The organism is Flavobacterium sp. GT3P67 (assembly GCF_004349155.1).
GTDB classification, from domain to species: Bacteria; Bacteroidota; Bacteroidia; order Flavobacteriales; family Flavobacteriaceae; genus Flavobacterium; species Flavobacterium ranwuense.
Genome location: NZ_SMLF01000005.1, coordinates 167,820 through 181,586, shown reverse-complemented (window position 1 = coordinate 181,586; position 13,767 = coordinate 167,820). Strand labels below are relative to the sequence as shown.

Below are 13,767 nucleotides of genomic sequence, written 5' to 3'. Positions count from 1 at the left end.
AAAAAGAGATACTTAACCGCCAACTATTTCCCCGCCGTTAACATGGATAATCTGACCAGTAATGTAGCTGCTGTCGTCACTGGCTAAAAACACATAGGCTGGAGCCACTTCAGAGGGCTGCCCAGCCCGACCCATCGGCGTATCCTGGCCAAAATCGCTGATCTTCTCAAAAGTGGAAACGATTAAGGGTGTCCAGATTGGACCGGGAGCAACACCATTCACCCGTATTCCTTTTTTGGCAAGCATAATCGCCAGCGAACGCGTAAAAGTAACTATTGCTCCTTTGGTACTTGAATAATCCAAAAGGTGATCGCTTCCTCTATAAGCTGTTACCGAAGTGGTGTTTATAATACTGTCACCATTTTTTAAATACGGCATGGCTTCTTTTACAATAAAGAAAAAAGGATAAATGTTGGTTTCAAAGGTTTCAGACAATTGTTTTTTTGTAATTTTCCCAATCTCATTTTTAGATATTTGAAATGCTGCATTATTGACAATGATATTAAGACCCCCAAATTTTTTGATTGTTTTGTCAATACAGCTTTTGCAGAATTTTTCCTGTTTTAAATCGCCCTTGATAAGGTAACATTCCCTGTTCTCTTTTTCCACCAGCCGTTTGGTTTCCAATGCGTCTTTTTCCTCGTTCAAATAAACAATAACCACGTTTGCTCCTTCTCTTGCGAAATGAACGGCCACGCTCCTGCCAATACCGCTATCGCCACCGGTAATCAGTGCTGTTTTGCCTTCTAATTTTCCGCTTCCTTTATAATTTATATTAATAATTTTGGGCTGTGGGTCCATTTTAAATTCCTGTCCAGGTGCCTTCTGGCTTTGCTCTGGAAATTTATTTGGTTTTGCCATAACTTTATGATTAGAAATTTTGGTATCCTAAAATTAACCTATTTTATTCACCCAGTTTCCGGTTTTATACTTTATTTGATAAATAAGCAAATGGTTTAAATCCTTATCATTTTATATTGTAATAATCTATGGATTAACCCCTAAGCATTTGTTTGCGTATTGGGTGATGAAAACTTAAACATCTTTAATAAACCAAAATGGTTAACCAGTTCATAGGTTCATGATTATATAATTTATGGTTACTTTCAAAATTACAAAGAAATTATTTAAGAATTTAACATCAATATTGTATAATTACTACTAAGCAGTTTTAAAACGCAATCCTATTATACGCAATCTAAAATTTTCTTATCTTTGAAAGAAAACATCTCATGAAAAAAATAGCTGGATCAATCGTAATTATCATCGCAATTATTATGGGTTGCAAAACAAGCAGCAGTTCAAATGATTCTAAAAGACTTGACATTACATTTGAAGCAAAAAGTAACAGCAATGTTTCTGGGACAGCAACTTTTACAGAAAAAGACGGCAAGGTAACTTTCGTTGCCAAATTAGCGGGGTTAAAACCCGGAGTTCATGCCATACACATTCATGAAAAATCAGATTGTTCAGCAGCTGATGGAAGTTCAGCTGGAGGACATTGGAATCCAACATTCAAAAAACACGGAAAATGGGGCGTTGGTGAACATCACAAAGGAGATATAGGGAACTTTACAGCTGATGAAAAAGGAAACGGAACCATTACTTTAACAACAGATGAATGGAGTATTGGTGGCGCTGATGCAACTAAAGATATTCTAGGAAAAGGACTTATTGTTCATCAAGATACCGATGATTTCGTTACACAGCCTACAGGAAATGCTGGAGGTAGAGTAGCATGTTCTGCTATTATTAAATAAGACTTCAGAATTTTCAATAAAAAACCGTCTTGTTTTTAAAACAAGACGGTTTTTTAATTTTAATTTAATGTCAAAACCGTAAAAAAACATAGCTTTGTACCTTTAAATTAAAGCAATGATTAACCCTTCGGCATCAGGTTGGATAGATAAATTTTTTATAGAACAAAAAATTTCAGAGAAAACAGTTTCTAAAACTACTGATACATTTTATCAAAAAGTTAGAGAAACAGGATTTATTTATGGGCATATAATCACATTTGATACCGTAAATACAATTGAAACCAAAGGCTGGTTTAAAGAAGAGATTTCTAAAGTTGCACTACTAAATACTTTACATAGCGTTTTTTGTTTGACCAATGACGAAATCAGTTCCGAAAATTTCATTAAACAAACAGTTACTTTTTACAATCAAATGAATCCTCAAGGTTTCAATTTGTTTAAAAAAATACTGCCTAAAAATTCTCCTTCCCTAACACTGGAAAAAATAATTGATGAGCGTGTTCAAACTAACGATAGTATCATCAGTAAAAACTTCTCTCATCTGGTAACGAATGCGTTACTTTTTATAGATGTTCTGGCTTTTCGCCAATACTTAATACATGGAGAAATTCCCGAAAAATACCTGAAGAAAATTGAAGAGACAATTGTAAATATTGTGACATTAGCTTTAAAAATTAAATCTAAAAAATCACAATATGATGATTTATTAATAAAGCTTTTTGAAGCGTCAATACGGTACAGTAAATTTTCCCGAGTTTCTGTACAAAGTCTGGAAACGCTGCAATTGGATTATTTTACAAACGAATTAGAACAATATTATTTGATAGATATTGCCGGAATGGCTTTATGGAGTGATGGCAAAATTGAAAACAATGAATCTTATTTTTTACATTCATTAGCTGAAACATTATCGGTATCAGATGATTTTGTAAACCAAAGCATAGACAGTACCGATGCATTTATAACGAAACATAAAAAAGAAATACCTTATTTCAATTACTCAAATCCTGTCAAACATTTTTACGATCAAACGACTCAAAGTGTTGTTACGCTAATAAGCCGTAATAAAAACAGGTTGATAAAGGAAATTGAACAAAGCAAAGAGTTAATGGTACTATTGGCCTACTCTACTCGAAGAGATTTGGACGAAAAAGAAAAGAAAAAAGTCAAAAAACAACTATTGGAAATTTGCAAAACCATTCCTTCGTTGACTATCTTTTTACTTCCTGGCGGTAGTTTATTGTTGCCTATTTTAATAAAATTCATCCCTACTCTATTGCCATCAGCTTTTAATGAAAATCTCGATAATGAATAAAAAAAAATCCGCTACGTGAGCGGATTTTTTTTTTAGAATTCTTGTGTTAAAATTTTAATTGGTATACATCGTCCAAATCTTTTTCGGAACTGATGTTCACATCTAAATCTGTTACAAAACCGGAATTAAGCCCATAAGCCCATCCGTGTAAAGTTAAATCCTGCCCATTTTTCCAAGCGGACTGTACAATTGATGTTTTGGCTAAATCAAAAACCTGTTCTTTTACATTTAATTCTACAAAAGTATTAAAACGCTCTGTTTCATCTTTGATAGAATCTAAATACGTGCTATGCAAACGATATACGTCTTTTATATGACGAATCCAGTTGTCAATAATACCAATAGAATCATTTCCCATTGCTGCCTTAACACCTCCGCAACCATAATGCCCGCATACCAGTACGTGCTTTACTTTCAACACATTTACTGCATAATCCAATACGCTCAACATATTCATATCACTATGCACTACCATATTGGCAATGTTTCTATGTACAAAAACTTCTCCAGGTTTTGCACCTACAATTTCATTTGCAGGAACCCTGCTATCTGAACAACCTATCCATAATAATGGTGGCGTTTGACCTTTGGCCAGATCTTGAAAATAATTTGGGTCACTCGCTAAAGAAGTCTCAACCCATTTTTTATTATTCTCTAGTATTTTTTTATAAAAATCGCTCATAATCTTTGTGTAATTATTTTATTTATATAGACGTTAAGTAACTAATCAATACAACGTAAAGGAACTCTTTTTTTTAAATTAAATCCCTAATTAATTTTAGTTTTATTCTTTGATGATCTCTTTATCTCTTATTTCCTTTTTAACCATAACTCTTTTTGCAGCATCATAATAATGCTCTATAGTCACATGATTCTGCGTATCAATACTATTTTCTAACTGATAGGCTTTTTTAAATCCTTTCAGCTTCACTTTTATATTATTATCTATAGCTCTTGTGGTTTTAAACTCATGGATTAAATCCAAAATATCATGAGCGATATAAACCGTATCTTTTGCATCAATTATAACCTTAGAATTTTCCGGAATATCATTCAAAGTTGATTTTATGGCAGCTTTATTCAAGAAAGAAACTTCCTGAGCCAAATCAATATGAATCACATCTCCATTTGCGTATTCTTCTTTTCTAAAACTATATGCTCTCTTGAGATTCCCTTTTAAAACAAATATAATACTGATGACTATTCCTAAAGCAACACCTTTCAATAAATCCAAAAATACAACTGCCAATAATGTGGCAATAAAAGGAACAAATTGATATTTTCCTTTTTCCCAAAAATGCTTGAATGTAGCTGGTTTAGCTAGTTTATATCCAACTAAAATTAAAATCGCTGCTAAAGTAGCCAATGGGATTTTGTTCAGAATCACTGGAATTACAAGGACACTGACTAACAACAATGATCCATGAATAATGGTAGACATTTTAGATTTGGCTCCAGAATTACTATTTGCAGAGGAGCGTACAATAACAGATGTTAATGGTAAACCACCTAAAAGTGAACTCACCATATTTCCAATACCTTGCGCTTTTAATTCCACATTTGTATCCGTATAGCGTTTTTGGACATCCATTCTATCAGACGCTTCAATACTTAACAGCGTCTCAATAGAAGCTACAATAGCAATCGTCAGGGCAATAACCCAAACCTTTGGATTTACAATTTCCGAAAAATTAGGAGTTACTATAATTGCTTTAAATTCTTCAAAAGAGGAAGGAACCGGCAAAGAAACTAAATGTTCTTTTCCAATGGCTAAAGCACTTCCCGTACCAATGAAAATCTCATTCAAAATAACGCCAATAGCTACGGCAATTAAAGCTCCGGGAACTAATTTTAATTTTTTCAAAAAAGGAACTTTATCCCAAGAAATCAAAATTACCATAGAAACCAATGTAATAACGATTGAACCTATTTGGATATAATCAAAGATACCTAATAATGTGGAGAATGTATTACTGCCATCCAGTTGTGAAAAAGACTGATCTCCTTCAAAATCATTGTCATAACCAAATGCGTGTGGCAATTGTTTTAAAACAATGATGATTCCAATACCGGCCAGCATTCCTTCAATAACATTCGTTGGAAAATAATTAGAAATGCTTCCCGCTTTAACAAATCCCAATATTAATTGTATTAGACCTGCAATGAAAACTGCGGTTAAAAAAATATTAAAAGCTCCTAAATCCGTAATTGCGGTAAGAACAATAGCCGTTAGACCAGCCGCAGGTCCAGAAACACTTATGTTGGATGTACTTAAATAACCCACTACTACTCCACCAACAATTCCTGCAATAATTCCCGAAAATAAAGGAGCGCCCGAAGCCATTGCAATACCTAAACACAATGGTAGCGCCACCAAAAAAACCACTAAACCAGACGCAAAATCGGATTTAAGGTTAGCAAAAAGATTAATTTTTTTTGTCATAATACCTTCCTAAAATTTGAATACAAAGAGTTTATCCACATTATAAACGTGAAAATTGATTTCAAAATACTAAAATCAAAAAATGCATTAAACTTCGTTGGGCGGAGGAATAAATATGGAAGAGATGATATTATCGTGCTTTGATAAATTCTCAGATAGAATAGCACTAGACGACAATTTCGATGAGGTAATTACATCTGTAGAAGATTCAAAATAAAAAAAAGTTTTAATTTCTTTGTGTGCATGTTCTTCCTCAGAAACACTGTAGAAAACAGAAATATCTGCACTTTTCTCAATCACAGTAACTATTGTTGGAGTGATGAGAAAGGCAATAAATAGTATTAAAAATATTTTAGATATTATTTTCATTGGCGCAAAAATAGAATTAAGTTTATTAAAAAAGCAATCGTTTTTCTAAATTTAAAAAAAAATTAACATTACATAACAATAGAAACAGGTTAATTGATTTCATTCTACTTTGTTTTAATTCTTATAAAACTACAAACTCTCTTCTAACCAAGCTTGCATCATCCAGATAGTCTTTTCTTGTTCTGAAATAAAATCACTCATCATGGAATTTGTCCCTTCATCATTTATTGCTGAAGATTGATTAAGAATCCCTCTTTCGATTTTTAATAAATGAGACAATGATGTAACAATTAAATGGACTGCTTTTTCATCGTTTGAAATATTTTTACCCACAACTAACTGATTGTTTTTTATAAAATCTTCAAAAGTATGAAGCGGAGTTCCTCCAACGGTGAGTACTCTTTCGGCAATTAAATCAATTTTTATTTGAGCATCTGTGTATAATTCTTCAAATTTCACATGTAAATCAAAAAAACGTTTCCCTTTAATATTCCAATGAATTCCTCTTAAATTTTGGTAATAAACTTGGAAATTAGCTAATAAAATATTCAATTCACTAACTATCAATTCTGATTCTTTTACTGGTAATCCTAAAATATTTGTTTTCATGATTTTTATTTTCTACAAATTTAGAGAAGAAAATACCACTTTTCACTATAAGTTAAATTGATTGTTTTTATATTTACATCAGATATAACTATAAAAAAATGACAATCACTCAATTAAAATATGTTCTTGCTGTAGCCGAACACAAAAATTTCACTCTAGCTGCCGAAAAATGTTTTGTGACTCAACCTACATTGAGCATGCAAATTCAAAAGATCGAGGAAGAATTAAGTATTCAGATATTTGACAGAACTAAAAAACCAATTCAGCTTACCGACATTGGCCAAAAAATTGTAAATCAAGCAAAAAATATAGTCAATGAAGCCGATAGGATTCAGGATATAGTAGAACAACAAAAAGGATTTATTGGTGGCGAATTCAGATTGGGAATAATCCCAACAATTATGCCTACGCTATTGCCTATGTTCTTGAATAATTTTATAAAAAAATACCCGAAAGTAAAACTTATAATCGAAGAGTTAAATACTGACGAAATTATAACGAAACTAAACAATGGACATCTCGATGCTGCCATTGCCGCAACTCCTTTGATGGAGGAAAAAATAAAAGAAATTGTCTTGTATTATGAACCTTTTGTAGCGTACATACCAGAAAGCCATCATCATTTTCAAAAGGAAGAAATAGAAGTTTCTGACTTAAACTTAGATGAAATCTTATTATTACAAGACGGCCATTGTTTTCGAGACGGGATTTTAAATTTATGCAAAAATGTAGGTAAAAATGAAACGAGTCATTTTCAGTTAGAAAGTGGGAGTTTCGAAACCCTGATAAAATTAGCCGATGAAGGTTTAGGGACAACACTACTTCCCTATTTACATACACTTGATTTAAAAGAAACTGACAAATTAAAATTACGCCACTTTAAGGAACCTAAACCTGCCCGAGAGGTAAGCCTGATTTTCCCTAAAAGCGAATTAAAAATACAGATAATTGATGCGCTTCGAAGTACAATTGCAGGAGTAGTAAAAGGAGCTATCGTATTTCAAAATGTTCAAATTATAAGTTCACTTCCTAAAAAATAAAAAAAGGAACCGTTTTGCGGTTCCTTTTTTTTATGAATTTACGATTAGTAAACATTGTTTTAATTCCGGTTTTCCTATTGTAAAATTTAATAACCATTCTCGCAATTGCTCCATTTCGTAGGGTAATAATGTTTTGATGGCTTTTTCTAATTCTTTGCAAAAAAGTAATGGATCAAAACTTACTCTTTCTAAAATTGATTTTGTATAATCATACATGATTTTCGACATAATAAACTAAGATTTTAGTTAGATTTGGATTCAAAATTGATGTAAAAATACATTTTTTTTAATTACAACATAACTATTTAACGTAGTTTTAATCTTTTTATTTCTAATTCATAAATTTGGTTTAAAAAAATATAAATTACTGAAAACAAACCACTTAAATAGCAAACATTAGCTTTTTCTAGCACGAAACATTTCCCTTTTTCCGGGTGGCCCGGCCAGTTTTTCGACAGTAAAACCCACTTCGATCATACTTCTTTTTACAACTCCTCTGGCGGCATAAGTAACCAGTACACCATTAGTTTTAAGTGCCTTATACATCTTCTCAAAAATAGCGGTACTCCACAATTCAGGTTGTACTCTATACCCAAAAGCATCAAAATAAATTAAATCAAATTGATCTATATCATCAATTTCTTCAAAAAATTGTTTCCTTTTCGTAAGTGAAAAATCATCCCTTAAATCAATTCTTTCTCCCCAATTGCTTTCATGCATTCTATCGAAAATTGCGCTATCTTGACTTGCATTTAATTCTGTGACATAATTCATCAGCAAAACTTCGTCTACTGAAATGGGATACGCTTCTACTCCTACATAATCAATCGATTGCTGCATTTTTTTTGCCTCTAGCAAAGTGATAAAGGCATTCAAGCCGGTACCAAATCCTATTTCCAAAATAGAAACACTCCTGTTTTGAAATAACGAGAGGCCATTTTTAATAAATACATGCTGTGCTTCCTGTATGGCACCATGTTTAGAATGATAACATTCATCCCATTCTGCTATGTGAATGGTAGTTGAACCATCAAGTGTTTGGATTATTTCTCTTTTCAAAATTGGATTTTGAGGTTATATTGGATTAAAAACTACAATGTTTGTCCAAAATTAATCAAAATCTAACACGTTTACCTCTGAAAAATCTATATTTATTGTATAATTAGTAGAATTAAGCATGATTTTTTTATTTTTTTTAAAATGTAAACAAATCTTAGTTAAATGCTATAATTAATAGTTTTTTGACAAGTCTTTTGTTGATTTTTATTTAATTTTGCAAACATTAAACTTCAACTTATAGAAATTAAGTTTTTTTAAGCTCCAGTTTGTCATTTAAAAAAAATCAAAAAAACAACACATTACTATGAGTACTACTCAAACTAACAAAATTGAAACAATAAAAGCTTCCTCTTCAAAAATTAACGAGGTTGATTTTTCAAACTTAAGCTTTGGTTCTGTTTTTACAGATCATCTATTTGAATGTGATTATAAAAATGGGGAATGGCAAAAACCTGTCATTAAACCCTACGCACCATTTTTGTTAGACCCATCTACACGAGTTTTTCATTATGGACAAGCGATTTTTGAAGGTATGAAAGCGTACAAAGATGAAAATAATGACGTTTGGCTTTTTAGACCTGATGAAAACTACAAACGTTTTAATACATCTGCAATAAGAATGGCAATGCCAGAAGTTCCTGAAGAAATATTTATGAGCGGTCTAAATCAATTGTTGCAATTAGACGAAGCATGGATTAAAAAGGGAAAAGGAAATGCGATGTACATCAGACCATTTATGATTGCAACTGGTACTGGAGTAATTGCAAATCCTTCAAATGACTATAAATTCATGATTATTTTATCGCCAGTGACTTCTTATTATTCTGGTGATGTAAAAGTACTTATTGCGGAACATTTCAGTAGAGCTGCAAATGGAGGAATAGGAGCTGCAAAAGCTGCAGGAAATTATGCTGCCCAATTTTATCCTACAAATTTAGCGAACAAAGAAGGCTTTCAACAGGTAATTTGGACTGATGATGCTACGCATACCAAACTGGAAGAAGCAGGTACTATGAATGTATTTTTCAGAATAAATGATACATTATTTACTGCTCCTACAAGCGAACGAATTCTTGATGGTGTGACTCGAAAAACACTTATTGATTTAGCAAAAAGTGAAGGTATAAATGTAGATATTCGTTCGGTTTTAGTTTCTGAGCTTGTTGAGGCTGCTAAAAACGGAACTTTGAAAGAAATTTTTGGAGCAGGAACGGCTGCTGTAGTAAGTCCAATTTCTGGATTTTCTTATCAGGATGTTTATTATGAATTGCCAAAAATTGAAAATACAATGGCTTTACAACTAAAAACTAAATTGGAAAATATCCAAAATAAATTAGAAGCGGATACTTTTGGATGGACTGTTAAAGTATAAATCCAAGATTTCATAATTAAAAAAAAAGCGATTTTCACACTGAAAATCGCTTTTTTTTTGTCTTCTACGAAAAATGCCCATAAAAAAATGCCTGAGCCTGTTACACTATTCTCTAATTATTTTAGAAAAATCAGGTTTGAAATAATTAGGACCTTTCATCACTTTCCCATCTTCACGATAAATTGGTTTCCCATCTTCGCCTAACTTACTCATATTACTGCGTTGGATTTCGTCAAAAACTGCTTCTATTTTATGCTGCAAACCATGTTCTATAATGGTTCCGCACAAAATATACATCATATCACCCAATGCATCTGCAATTTCTACCAAATCATTGTTTTGAACTGCTTCAAGATATTCTTCGTTTTCCTCTTTCATTAAGTTGTAACGAAGCATCTGTTTACTTTCCCCTAAATTAGCTGTAGGAATTTCACTATGACCTATTTTAAAAGCTGTATGAAATTCTTTAACTGAGTCTATCTGTTTTTGCATCTTTTTATTTTGTTAAATGAAAAGGCAAATTAGCAACTATTTCTAAACTATTAACTAAATTTGCCGGAAATAATTTAAACTATGTTTAGTCAAGGTCAATTAGTGTTTGCAGGCTTGTTTTTTGTTGCATTTGTTATTGCTGCAATTTATGCCTATCGAAAAGATATAAAAATACATAAAGAGTTTTATAAGGGGAATTACAAGATTCTAATAGGATTTGGAATTTTTATTGGAATTTTATTTTTGATAAAAGTATTTTTCAAACGTTAGTTTCTTTAAAAACAACCAAATAAAGCTCACTAAATAGTGGGCTTTTTTATTTAACCTAAAGCGTTCAACATTAAATGCTTAAAAACCTAAATCTACATGATTATTTAGTTTTTATTCGAAAACAGATTAGTTAAAAACGATCGAATATCGTAAAGCTTACTTTAAATTCAAACCAAATATAAATAGATAAACATCCTTTATTTAGAAAAGGATCTATATTTATTTAACACTTTCGGTGACTTGTAAATAAAATCTTTAACTTTACAAAAATTAACAAACCTGTATATTATGAGGATTTTAAAATACTTATTTCTTTTACTACTGCTAAGTTTTGTGGCTTTATCCATTTTTGTGGCTACTCAAAAAGGAGATTTTACCGTAGAAAGAAGTCAAATCATAAATTCTCCAAAATCAACAGTATTTAATTTTGTTAATGATTATAGAAACTGGGAGGATTTTAGTTCGTGGGTTGTTGAAGATCCTGAAATGCAAATTACGTATCCTAAAAAAACAATTGGTCCGGGAGCTTCCTTTTCATGGGAAGGAAAAGAAGGAACAGGTGATATGTTGACCGTTTTTGTAAAGGAAAATGATAGTATTTCTCAAAAAATGAATTACGATGGAACTTCATCATCCGTTTTCTGGAGCTTTAAGGATACGATTGGCGGAACAAAAGTGACTTGGAAAACAACTGGAAAAATGAGTTTCACCATGAAAGTTTATACTGCCTTTAATGGAGGTATGAATAAAATCATTGGAAGAATGTATGAAAAGAGCTTAGTCAACTTAGACAAGACTCTTGATTTCGAAATAAATACTTATGCGGTAAAAGTAAATGGATTGGTAAAAAAACTTGGCACTTTTTATTTGAGACAAACCTTTACCAGTGAAATTTCAAAGGTTACTAAAAATGCTCAAATCGTATTCCCAAAAATGATTACTTTTTGCGAGCAAAATAATATCGAGTTGAACGGAAAACCATTTATAATTTATCATACTTACGATTCCGTAAGCGGATTGACCAAATTGTCTTTTTGTGTGCCTATAAAAAATCAAATCTTAACGAGCTCAGGAAGTGATATTTTAACTGGAAAGCTGGAGCCATTCGACGCAATTAAAACTACTTTAACCGGGGATTATTCGCATACAAAAAAAGCTTTGGATAAAGCAAAAGCATATATTAACACCAATCGAATTGCTATTGACCCTACATTTTCTCATTTAGAGAATTTCACCATCAGCAGAACAGAAATTAAAAACCCTTCAAAATGGGTTACCGAAATTTATTACCCAATAAAACCAAAAGTAATTCCTGTAAAAACTTTTACTCCAGCTGCCATCAAGATAGAGGAGGTTATAAAAACGCCTGCGCCAGTAATAAACAAGGAAGAAGAACAATCCGAATTTTAATGTTTTTTTAAAGCCTATTAAACCTTTTTGATAAATTCTATTCTAACTCCTAAATAATCGCTTTGCAAGAAGAACAGGATTTTATAAACCACTTGTTAAACCCTAAAACGCAAAATCAGGCGTTTCAGCAGTTGTTACAGGGTTATCAAAGACCGTTATACAATCACATTCGTAACATCGTTTTGAATCATGATGATGCCGATGATGTGTTGCAAAATACTTTTATAAAAATATTTCAAAATCTGAAAAATTTCAAAGGGGAAAGCAAACTTTTTTCATGGATGTATCGCATTGCGACTAATGAATCCTTGACTTTTTTGAAACAAAAATCAAAAACGAATGGCGTTTCATCAGAAACTTTACAAAACAAAACTATCGATAATCTGGAAGCCGACGTGTTTTTTGACGGAAATGAAATTCAAATAAAATTACAAAAAGCGATTGCATTATTGCCTGAAAAGCAACAATTGGTTTTTAAAATGAAATATTTTCAAGAACTGAAATACGAGGAAATTTCAGAAATCTTGGGAACCTCCGTCGGTGGATTAAAAGCATCCTATCATCTTGCTGTAAAAAAAATAGAAGCTTTTGTTTCGACAAATTAAACCTTTTAGCTGTAACACTGTCTAAAGTACATTATGAAAACATTTAAATTAGAGAACGAACCTAAAATTGAAACTGGATTTAAAACTCCAGACCATTATTTTGAGAATTTTTCAATCAAAATGATGGAGCAATTGCCTAAAAACGAGCCAAAAGTAATTTCTGTTTTTCAAAAAAGAAAAACTTTAATTATGATGGCAGTAGCAGCAATTTTAGTACTGGCTTTGATGATTCCAATTTTAAGTCCTTCATCGACAAACACAAAAGAACTGGACGCCGCGGCTTTAGAAAATTACATTACATATCAATCTAATGTAAATCAATATGATTTGATAAGTGTATTAGAAACCGAAGATATTAATAACATAAAGACAGGTATTGCTTTAGAAGATGCAGTGATAGAAGATCATTTATCAACCAATTCAAACTTAGAAAATCTCATTCTAGAATAAACTAGACCGTAAAGTTTTCATTTGAAGCTATAATTAAATAAATAAAAAATGAACATAAAAAAATTATTACCAATACTGTTGCTGTTTGTTTCATTCAACTTTTATGCTCAAGGCGAAAGTATGAAAGAGAAAAAAGAGCAAATAAAAGCTTTAAAAGTAGCTTTTTTTACTACTGAATTAGACTTAACAACTAATGAAGCCGAAAGATTCTGGCCAATCTACAATACATTTGATGACAAACAGTTTGAACTGAGACATCAAAAAATGAGAACGTACATGAAAAGGATGAGTGATGGCTCACTGGATAAAATAACTGAAAAAGAAGCCAATACCTTTTTGGCACAAATAGAAGATACTGAGGAAGAGTTATTTTTACTGCGAAAAAAATTCATGAAAAATGTGAGAACAATTTTACCAGCCGTAAAAATAGTTAAACTTAAAAAAGCTGAAGAAGATTTCAATAGAAAATTGCTACAACAATATCGTAACAAAGGTCAAAAAAGTCATTAGTTTTATTTTATTAATTCAAAAAAAATACCCTAAGCTCTAATTGTATTGGACTTAGGGTATTTT

Annotated in this window: 16 protein-coding genes; 8 read left to right on the top strand and 8 right to left on the bottom strand. The window is 31.7% G+C overall.

Annotated elements, in window-relative coordinates; all coding sequences use genetic code 11:
• Positions 1 to 12: 12 nt before the first annotated feature.
• A complete protein-coding gene (locus tag E0H99_RS10265) occupies positions 13 to 861 on the bottom strand; it encodes an SDR family oxidoreductase (RefSeq protein ID WP_131994818.1) in 849 nt (282 codons plus the stop codon).
• Between the two features lie 371 nt (positions 862 to 1,232).
• On the opposite strand from E0H99_RS10265, the gene E0H99_RS10260 reads away from it, so the two are divergent.
• On the top strand, positions 1,233 to 1,760 hold the full coding sequence (locus tag E0H99_RS10260; protein ID WP_131994815.1) for a superoxide dismutase family protein: 528 nt from the start codon (positions 1,233 to 1,235) through the stop codon (positions 1,758 to 1,760).
• A gap of 115 nt (positions 1,761 to 1,875) precedes the next feature.
• Positions 1,876 to 3,075 (top strand): LETM1-related biofilm-associated protein, encoded by a 1,200-nt coding sequence (locus E0H99_RS10255; protein WP_131994812.1) that lies wholly within the window; start codon positions 1,876 to 1,878, stop codon positions 3,073 to 3,075.
• Between the two features lie 46 nt (positions 3,076 to 3,121).
• Here E0H99_RS10255 and can read toward each other — a convergent pair whose 3' ends face one another.
• The 4 genes from can to E0H99_RS10235 all read right to left on the bottom strand — a co-directional run bounded on the left by can (position 3,122) and on the right by E0H99_RS10235 (position 6,496).
• On the bottom strand, positions 3,122 to 3,757 hold the full coding sequence (can, locus tag E0H99_RS10250; protein ID WP_131994809.1) for a carbonate dehydratase: 636 nt from the start codon (positions 3,755 to 3,757) through the stop codon (positions 3,122 to 3,124).
• Between the two features lie 102 nt (positions 3,758 to 3,859).
• Entirely contained in the window at positions 3,860 to 5,518 is a 1,659-nt protein-coding gene (locus E0H99_RS10245) for a SulP family inorganic anion transporter (RefSeq protein ID WP_131994806.1), read from the bottom strand.
• An 87-nt stretch (positions 5,519 to 5,605) separates the two neighbouring features.
• Positions 5,606 to 5,818, bottom strand: coding sequence for a hypothetical protein (locus E0H99_RS10240; RefSeq protein ID WP_235832104.1), 213 nt, complete (start codon positions 5,816 to 5,818; stop codon positions 5,606 to 5,608).
• A 198-nt stretch (positions 5,819 to 6,016) separates the two neighbouring features.
• On the bottom strand, positions 6,017 to 6,496 hold the full coding sequence (locus tag E0H99_RS10235) for a Dps family protein (protein ID WP_131994800.1): 480 nt from the start codon (positions 6,494 to 6,496) through the stop codon (positions 6,017 to 6,019).
• Between the two features lie 98 nt (positions 6,497 to 6,594).
• On the opposite strand from E0H99_RS10235, the gene E0H99_RS10230 reads away from it, so the two are divergent.
• Positions 6,595 to 7,536: a LysR substrate-binding domain-containing protein gene (locus E0H99_RS10230; protein ID WP_131994797.1), complete on the top strand. Its 942-nt coding sequence runs from the start codon at positions 6,595 to 6,597 to the stop codon at positions 7,534 to 7,536.
• Between the two features lie 30 nt (positions 7,537 to 7,566).
• Here the strand turns inward: E0H99_RS10230 and E0H99_RS10225 are convergent, their stop codons facing one another.
• Together E0H99_RS10225 and mnmD are read right to left on the bottom strand one after the other, a co-directional pair.
• On the bottom strand, positions 7,567 to 7,764 hold the full coding sequence (locus tag E0H99_RS10225; RefSeq protein ID WP_099716298.1) for a hypothetical protein: 198 nt from the start codon (positions 7,762 to 7,764) through the stop codon (positions 7,567 to 7,569).
• Positions 7,765 to 7,932: 168 nt separating this feature from the next.
• The gene (gene mnmD / locus E0H99_RS10220; RefSeq protein ID WP_131994794.1) at positions 7,933 to 8,595 is read right to left on the bottom strand and encodes a tRNA (5-methylaminomethyl-2-thiouridine)(34)-methyltransferase MnmD; all 663 of its coding nucleotides are present in this window, start codon (positions 8,593 to 8,595) and stop codon (positions 7,933 to 7,935) included.
• A 304-nt stretch (positions 8,596 to 8,899) separates the two neighbouring features.
• Here mnmD and E0H99_RS10215 point away from each other — a divergent pair, with 304 nt between their 5' ends.
• Positions 8,900 to 9,967 (top strand): branched-chain amino acid aminotransferase, encoded by a 1,068-nt coding sequence (locus E0H99_RS10215; RefSeq protein WP_131994775.1) that lies wholly within the window; start codon positions 8,900 to 8,902, stop codon positions 9,965 to 9,967.
• Between the two features lie 105 nt (positions 9,968 to 10,072).
• Here the strand turns inward: E0H99_RS10215 and E0H99_RS10210 are convergent, their stop codons facing one another.
• Positions 10,073 to 10,459 carry a nucleoside triphosphate pyrophosphohydrolase family protein gene (locus E0H99_RS10210; protein ID WP_131994772.1) on the bottom strand — a complete coding sequence of 129 codons (387 nt, stop codon included), beginning with the start codon at positions 10,457 to 10,459 and terminating at the stop codon, positions 10,073 to 10,075.
• Positions 10,460 to 11,017: 558 nt separating this feature from the next.
• On the opposite strand from E0H99_RS10210, the gene E0H99_RS10200 reads away from it, so the two are divergent.
• The 4 genes from E0H99_RS10200 (at position 11,018) to E0H99_RS10185 (ending at position 13,704) form a co-directional block, all read left to right on the top strand.
• Complete coding sequence (locus E0H99_RS10200; RefSeq protein ID WP_131994766.1) at positions 11,018 to 12,139, top strand: SRPBCC family protein; 1,122 nt, start codon at positions 11,018 to 11,020, stop codon at positions 12,137 to 12,139.
• Between the two features lie 62 nt (positions 12,140 to 12,201).
• Entirely contained in the window at positions 12,202 to 12,744 is a 543-nt protein-coding gene (locus E0H99_RS10195) for an RNA polymerase sigma factor (RefSeq protein WP_131994763.1), read from the top strand.
• Positions 12,745 to 12,777: 33 nt separating this feature from the next.
• Positions 12,778 to 13,194, top strand: coding sequence for a hypothetical protein (locus E0H99_RS10190; RefSeq protein WP_131994760.1), 417 nt, complete (start codon positions 12,778 to 12,780; stop codon positions 13,192 to 13,194).
• A gap of 48 nt (positions 13,195 to 13,242) precedes the next feature.
• Entirely contained in the window at positions 13,243 to 13,704 is a 462-nt protein-coding gene (locus tag E0H99_RS10185; RefSeq protein WP_131994757.1) for a sensor of ECF-type sigma factor, read from the top strand.
• The last annotated feature ends 63 nt before the right edge of the window (positions 13,705 to 13,767 follow it).

Bases quoted from the DNA above. Each gene is read 5' to 3' on its own strand.
- E0H99_RS10225 (WP_099716298.1), bottom strand. From the start codon at position 7,764: ATGTCGAAAATCATGTATGATTATACAAAATCAATTTTAGAAAGAGTA.
- E0H99_RS10210 (WP_131994772.1), bottom strand. From the start codon at position 10,459: ATGCAAAAACAGATAGACTCAGTTAAAGAATTTCATACAGCTTTTAAA.
- E0H99_RS10265 (WP_131994818.1), bottom strand. From the start codon at position 861: ATGGCAAAACCAAATAAATTTCCAGAGCAAAGCCAGAAGGCACCTGGA.
- E0H99_RS10200 (WP_131994766.1), top strand. From the start codon at position 11,018: ATGAGGATTTTAAAATACTTATTTCTTTTACTACTGCTAAGTTTTGTG.
- E0H99_RS10190 (WP_131994760.1), top strand. From the start codon at position 12,778: ATGAAAACATTTAAATTAGAGAACGAACCTAAAATTGAAACTGGATTT.
- E0H99_RS10230 (WP_131994797.1), top strand. From the start codon at position 6,595: ATGACAATCACTCAATTAAAATATGTTCTTGCTGTAGCCGAACACAAA.
- E0H99_RS10245 (WP_131994806.1), bottom strand. From the start codon at position 5,518: ATGACAAAAAAAATTAATCTTTTTGCTAACCTTAAATCCGATTTTGCG.
- E0H99_RS10255 (WP_131994812.1), top strand. From the start codon at position 1,876: ATGATTAACCCTTCGGCATCAGGTTGGATAGATAAATTTTTTATAGAA.
- E0H99_RS10235 (WP_131994800.1), bottom strand. From the start codon at position 6,496: ATGAAAACAAATATTTTAGGATTACCAGTAAAAGAATCAGAATTGATA.
- E0H99_RS10185 (WP_131994757.1), top strand. From the start codon at position 13,243: ATGAACATAAAAAAATTATTACCAATACTGTTGCTGTTTGTTTCATTC.
- E0H99_RS10215 (WP_131994775.1), top strand. From the start codon at position 8,900: ATGAGTACTACTCAAACTAACAAAATTGAAACAATAAAAGCTTCCTCT.
- can (WP_131994809.1), bottom strand. From the start codon at position 3,757: ATGAGCGATTTTTATAAAAAAATACTAGAGAATAATAAAAAATGGGTT.
- E0H99_RS10260 (WP_131994815.1), top strand. From the start codon at position 1,233: ATGAAAAAAATAGCTGGATCAATCGTAATTATCATCGCAATTATTATG.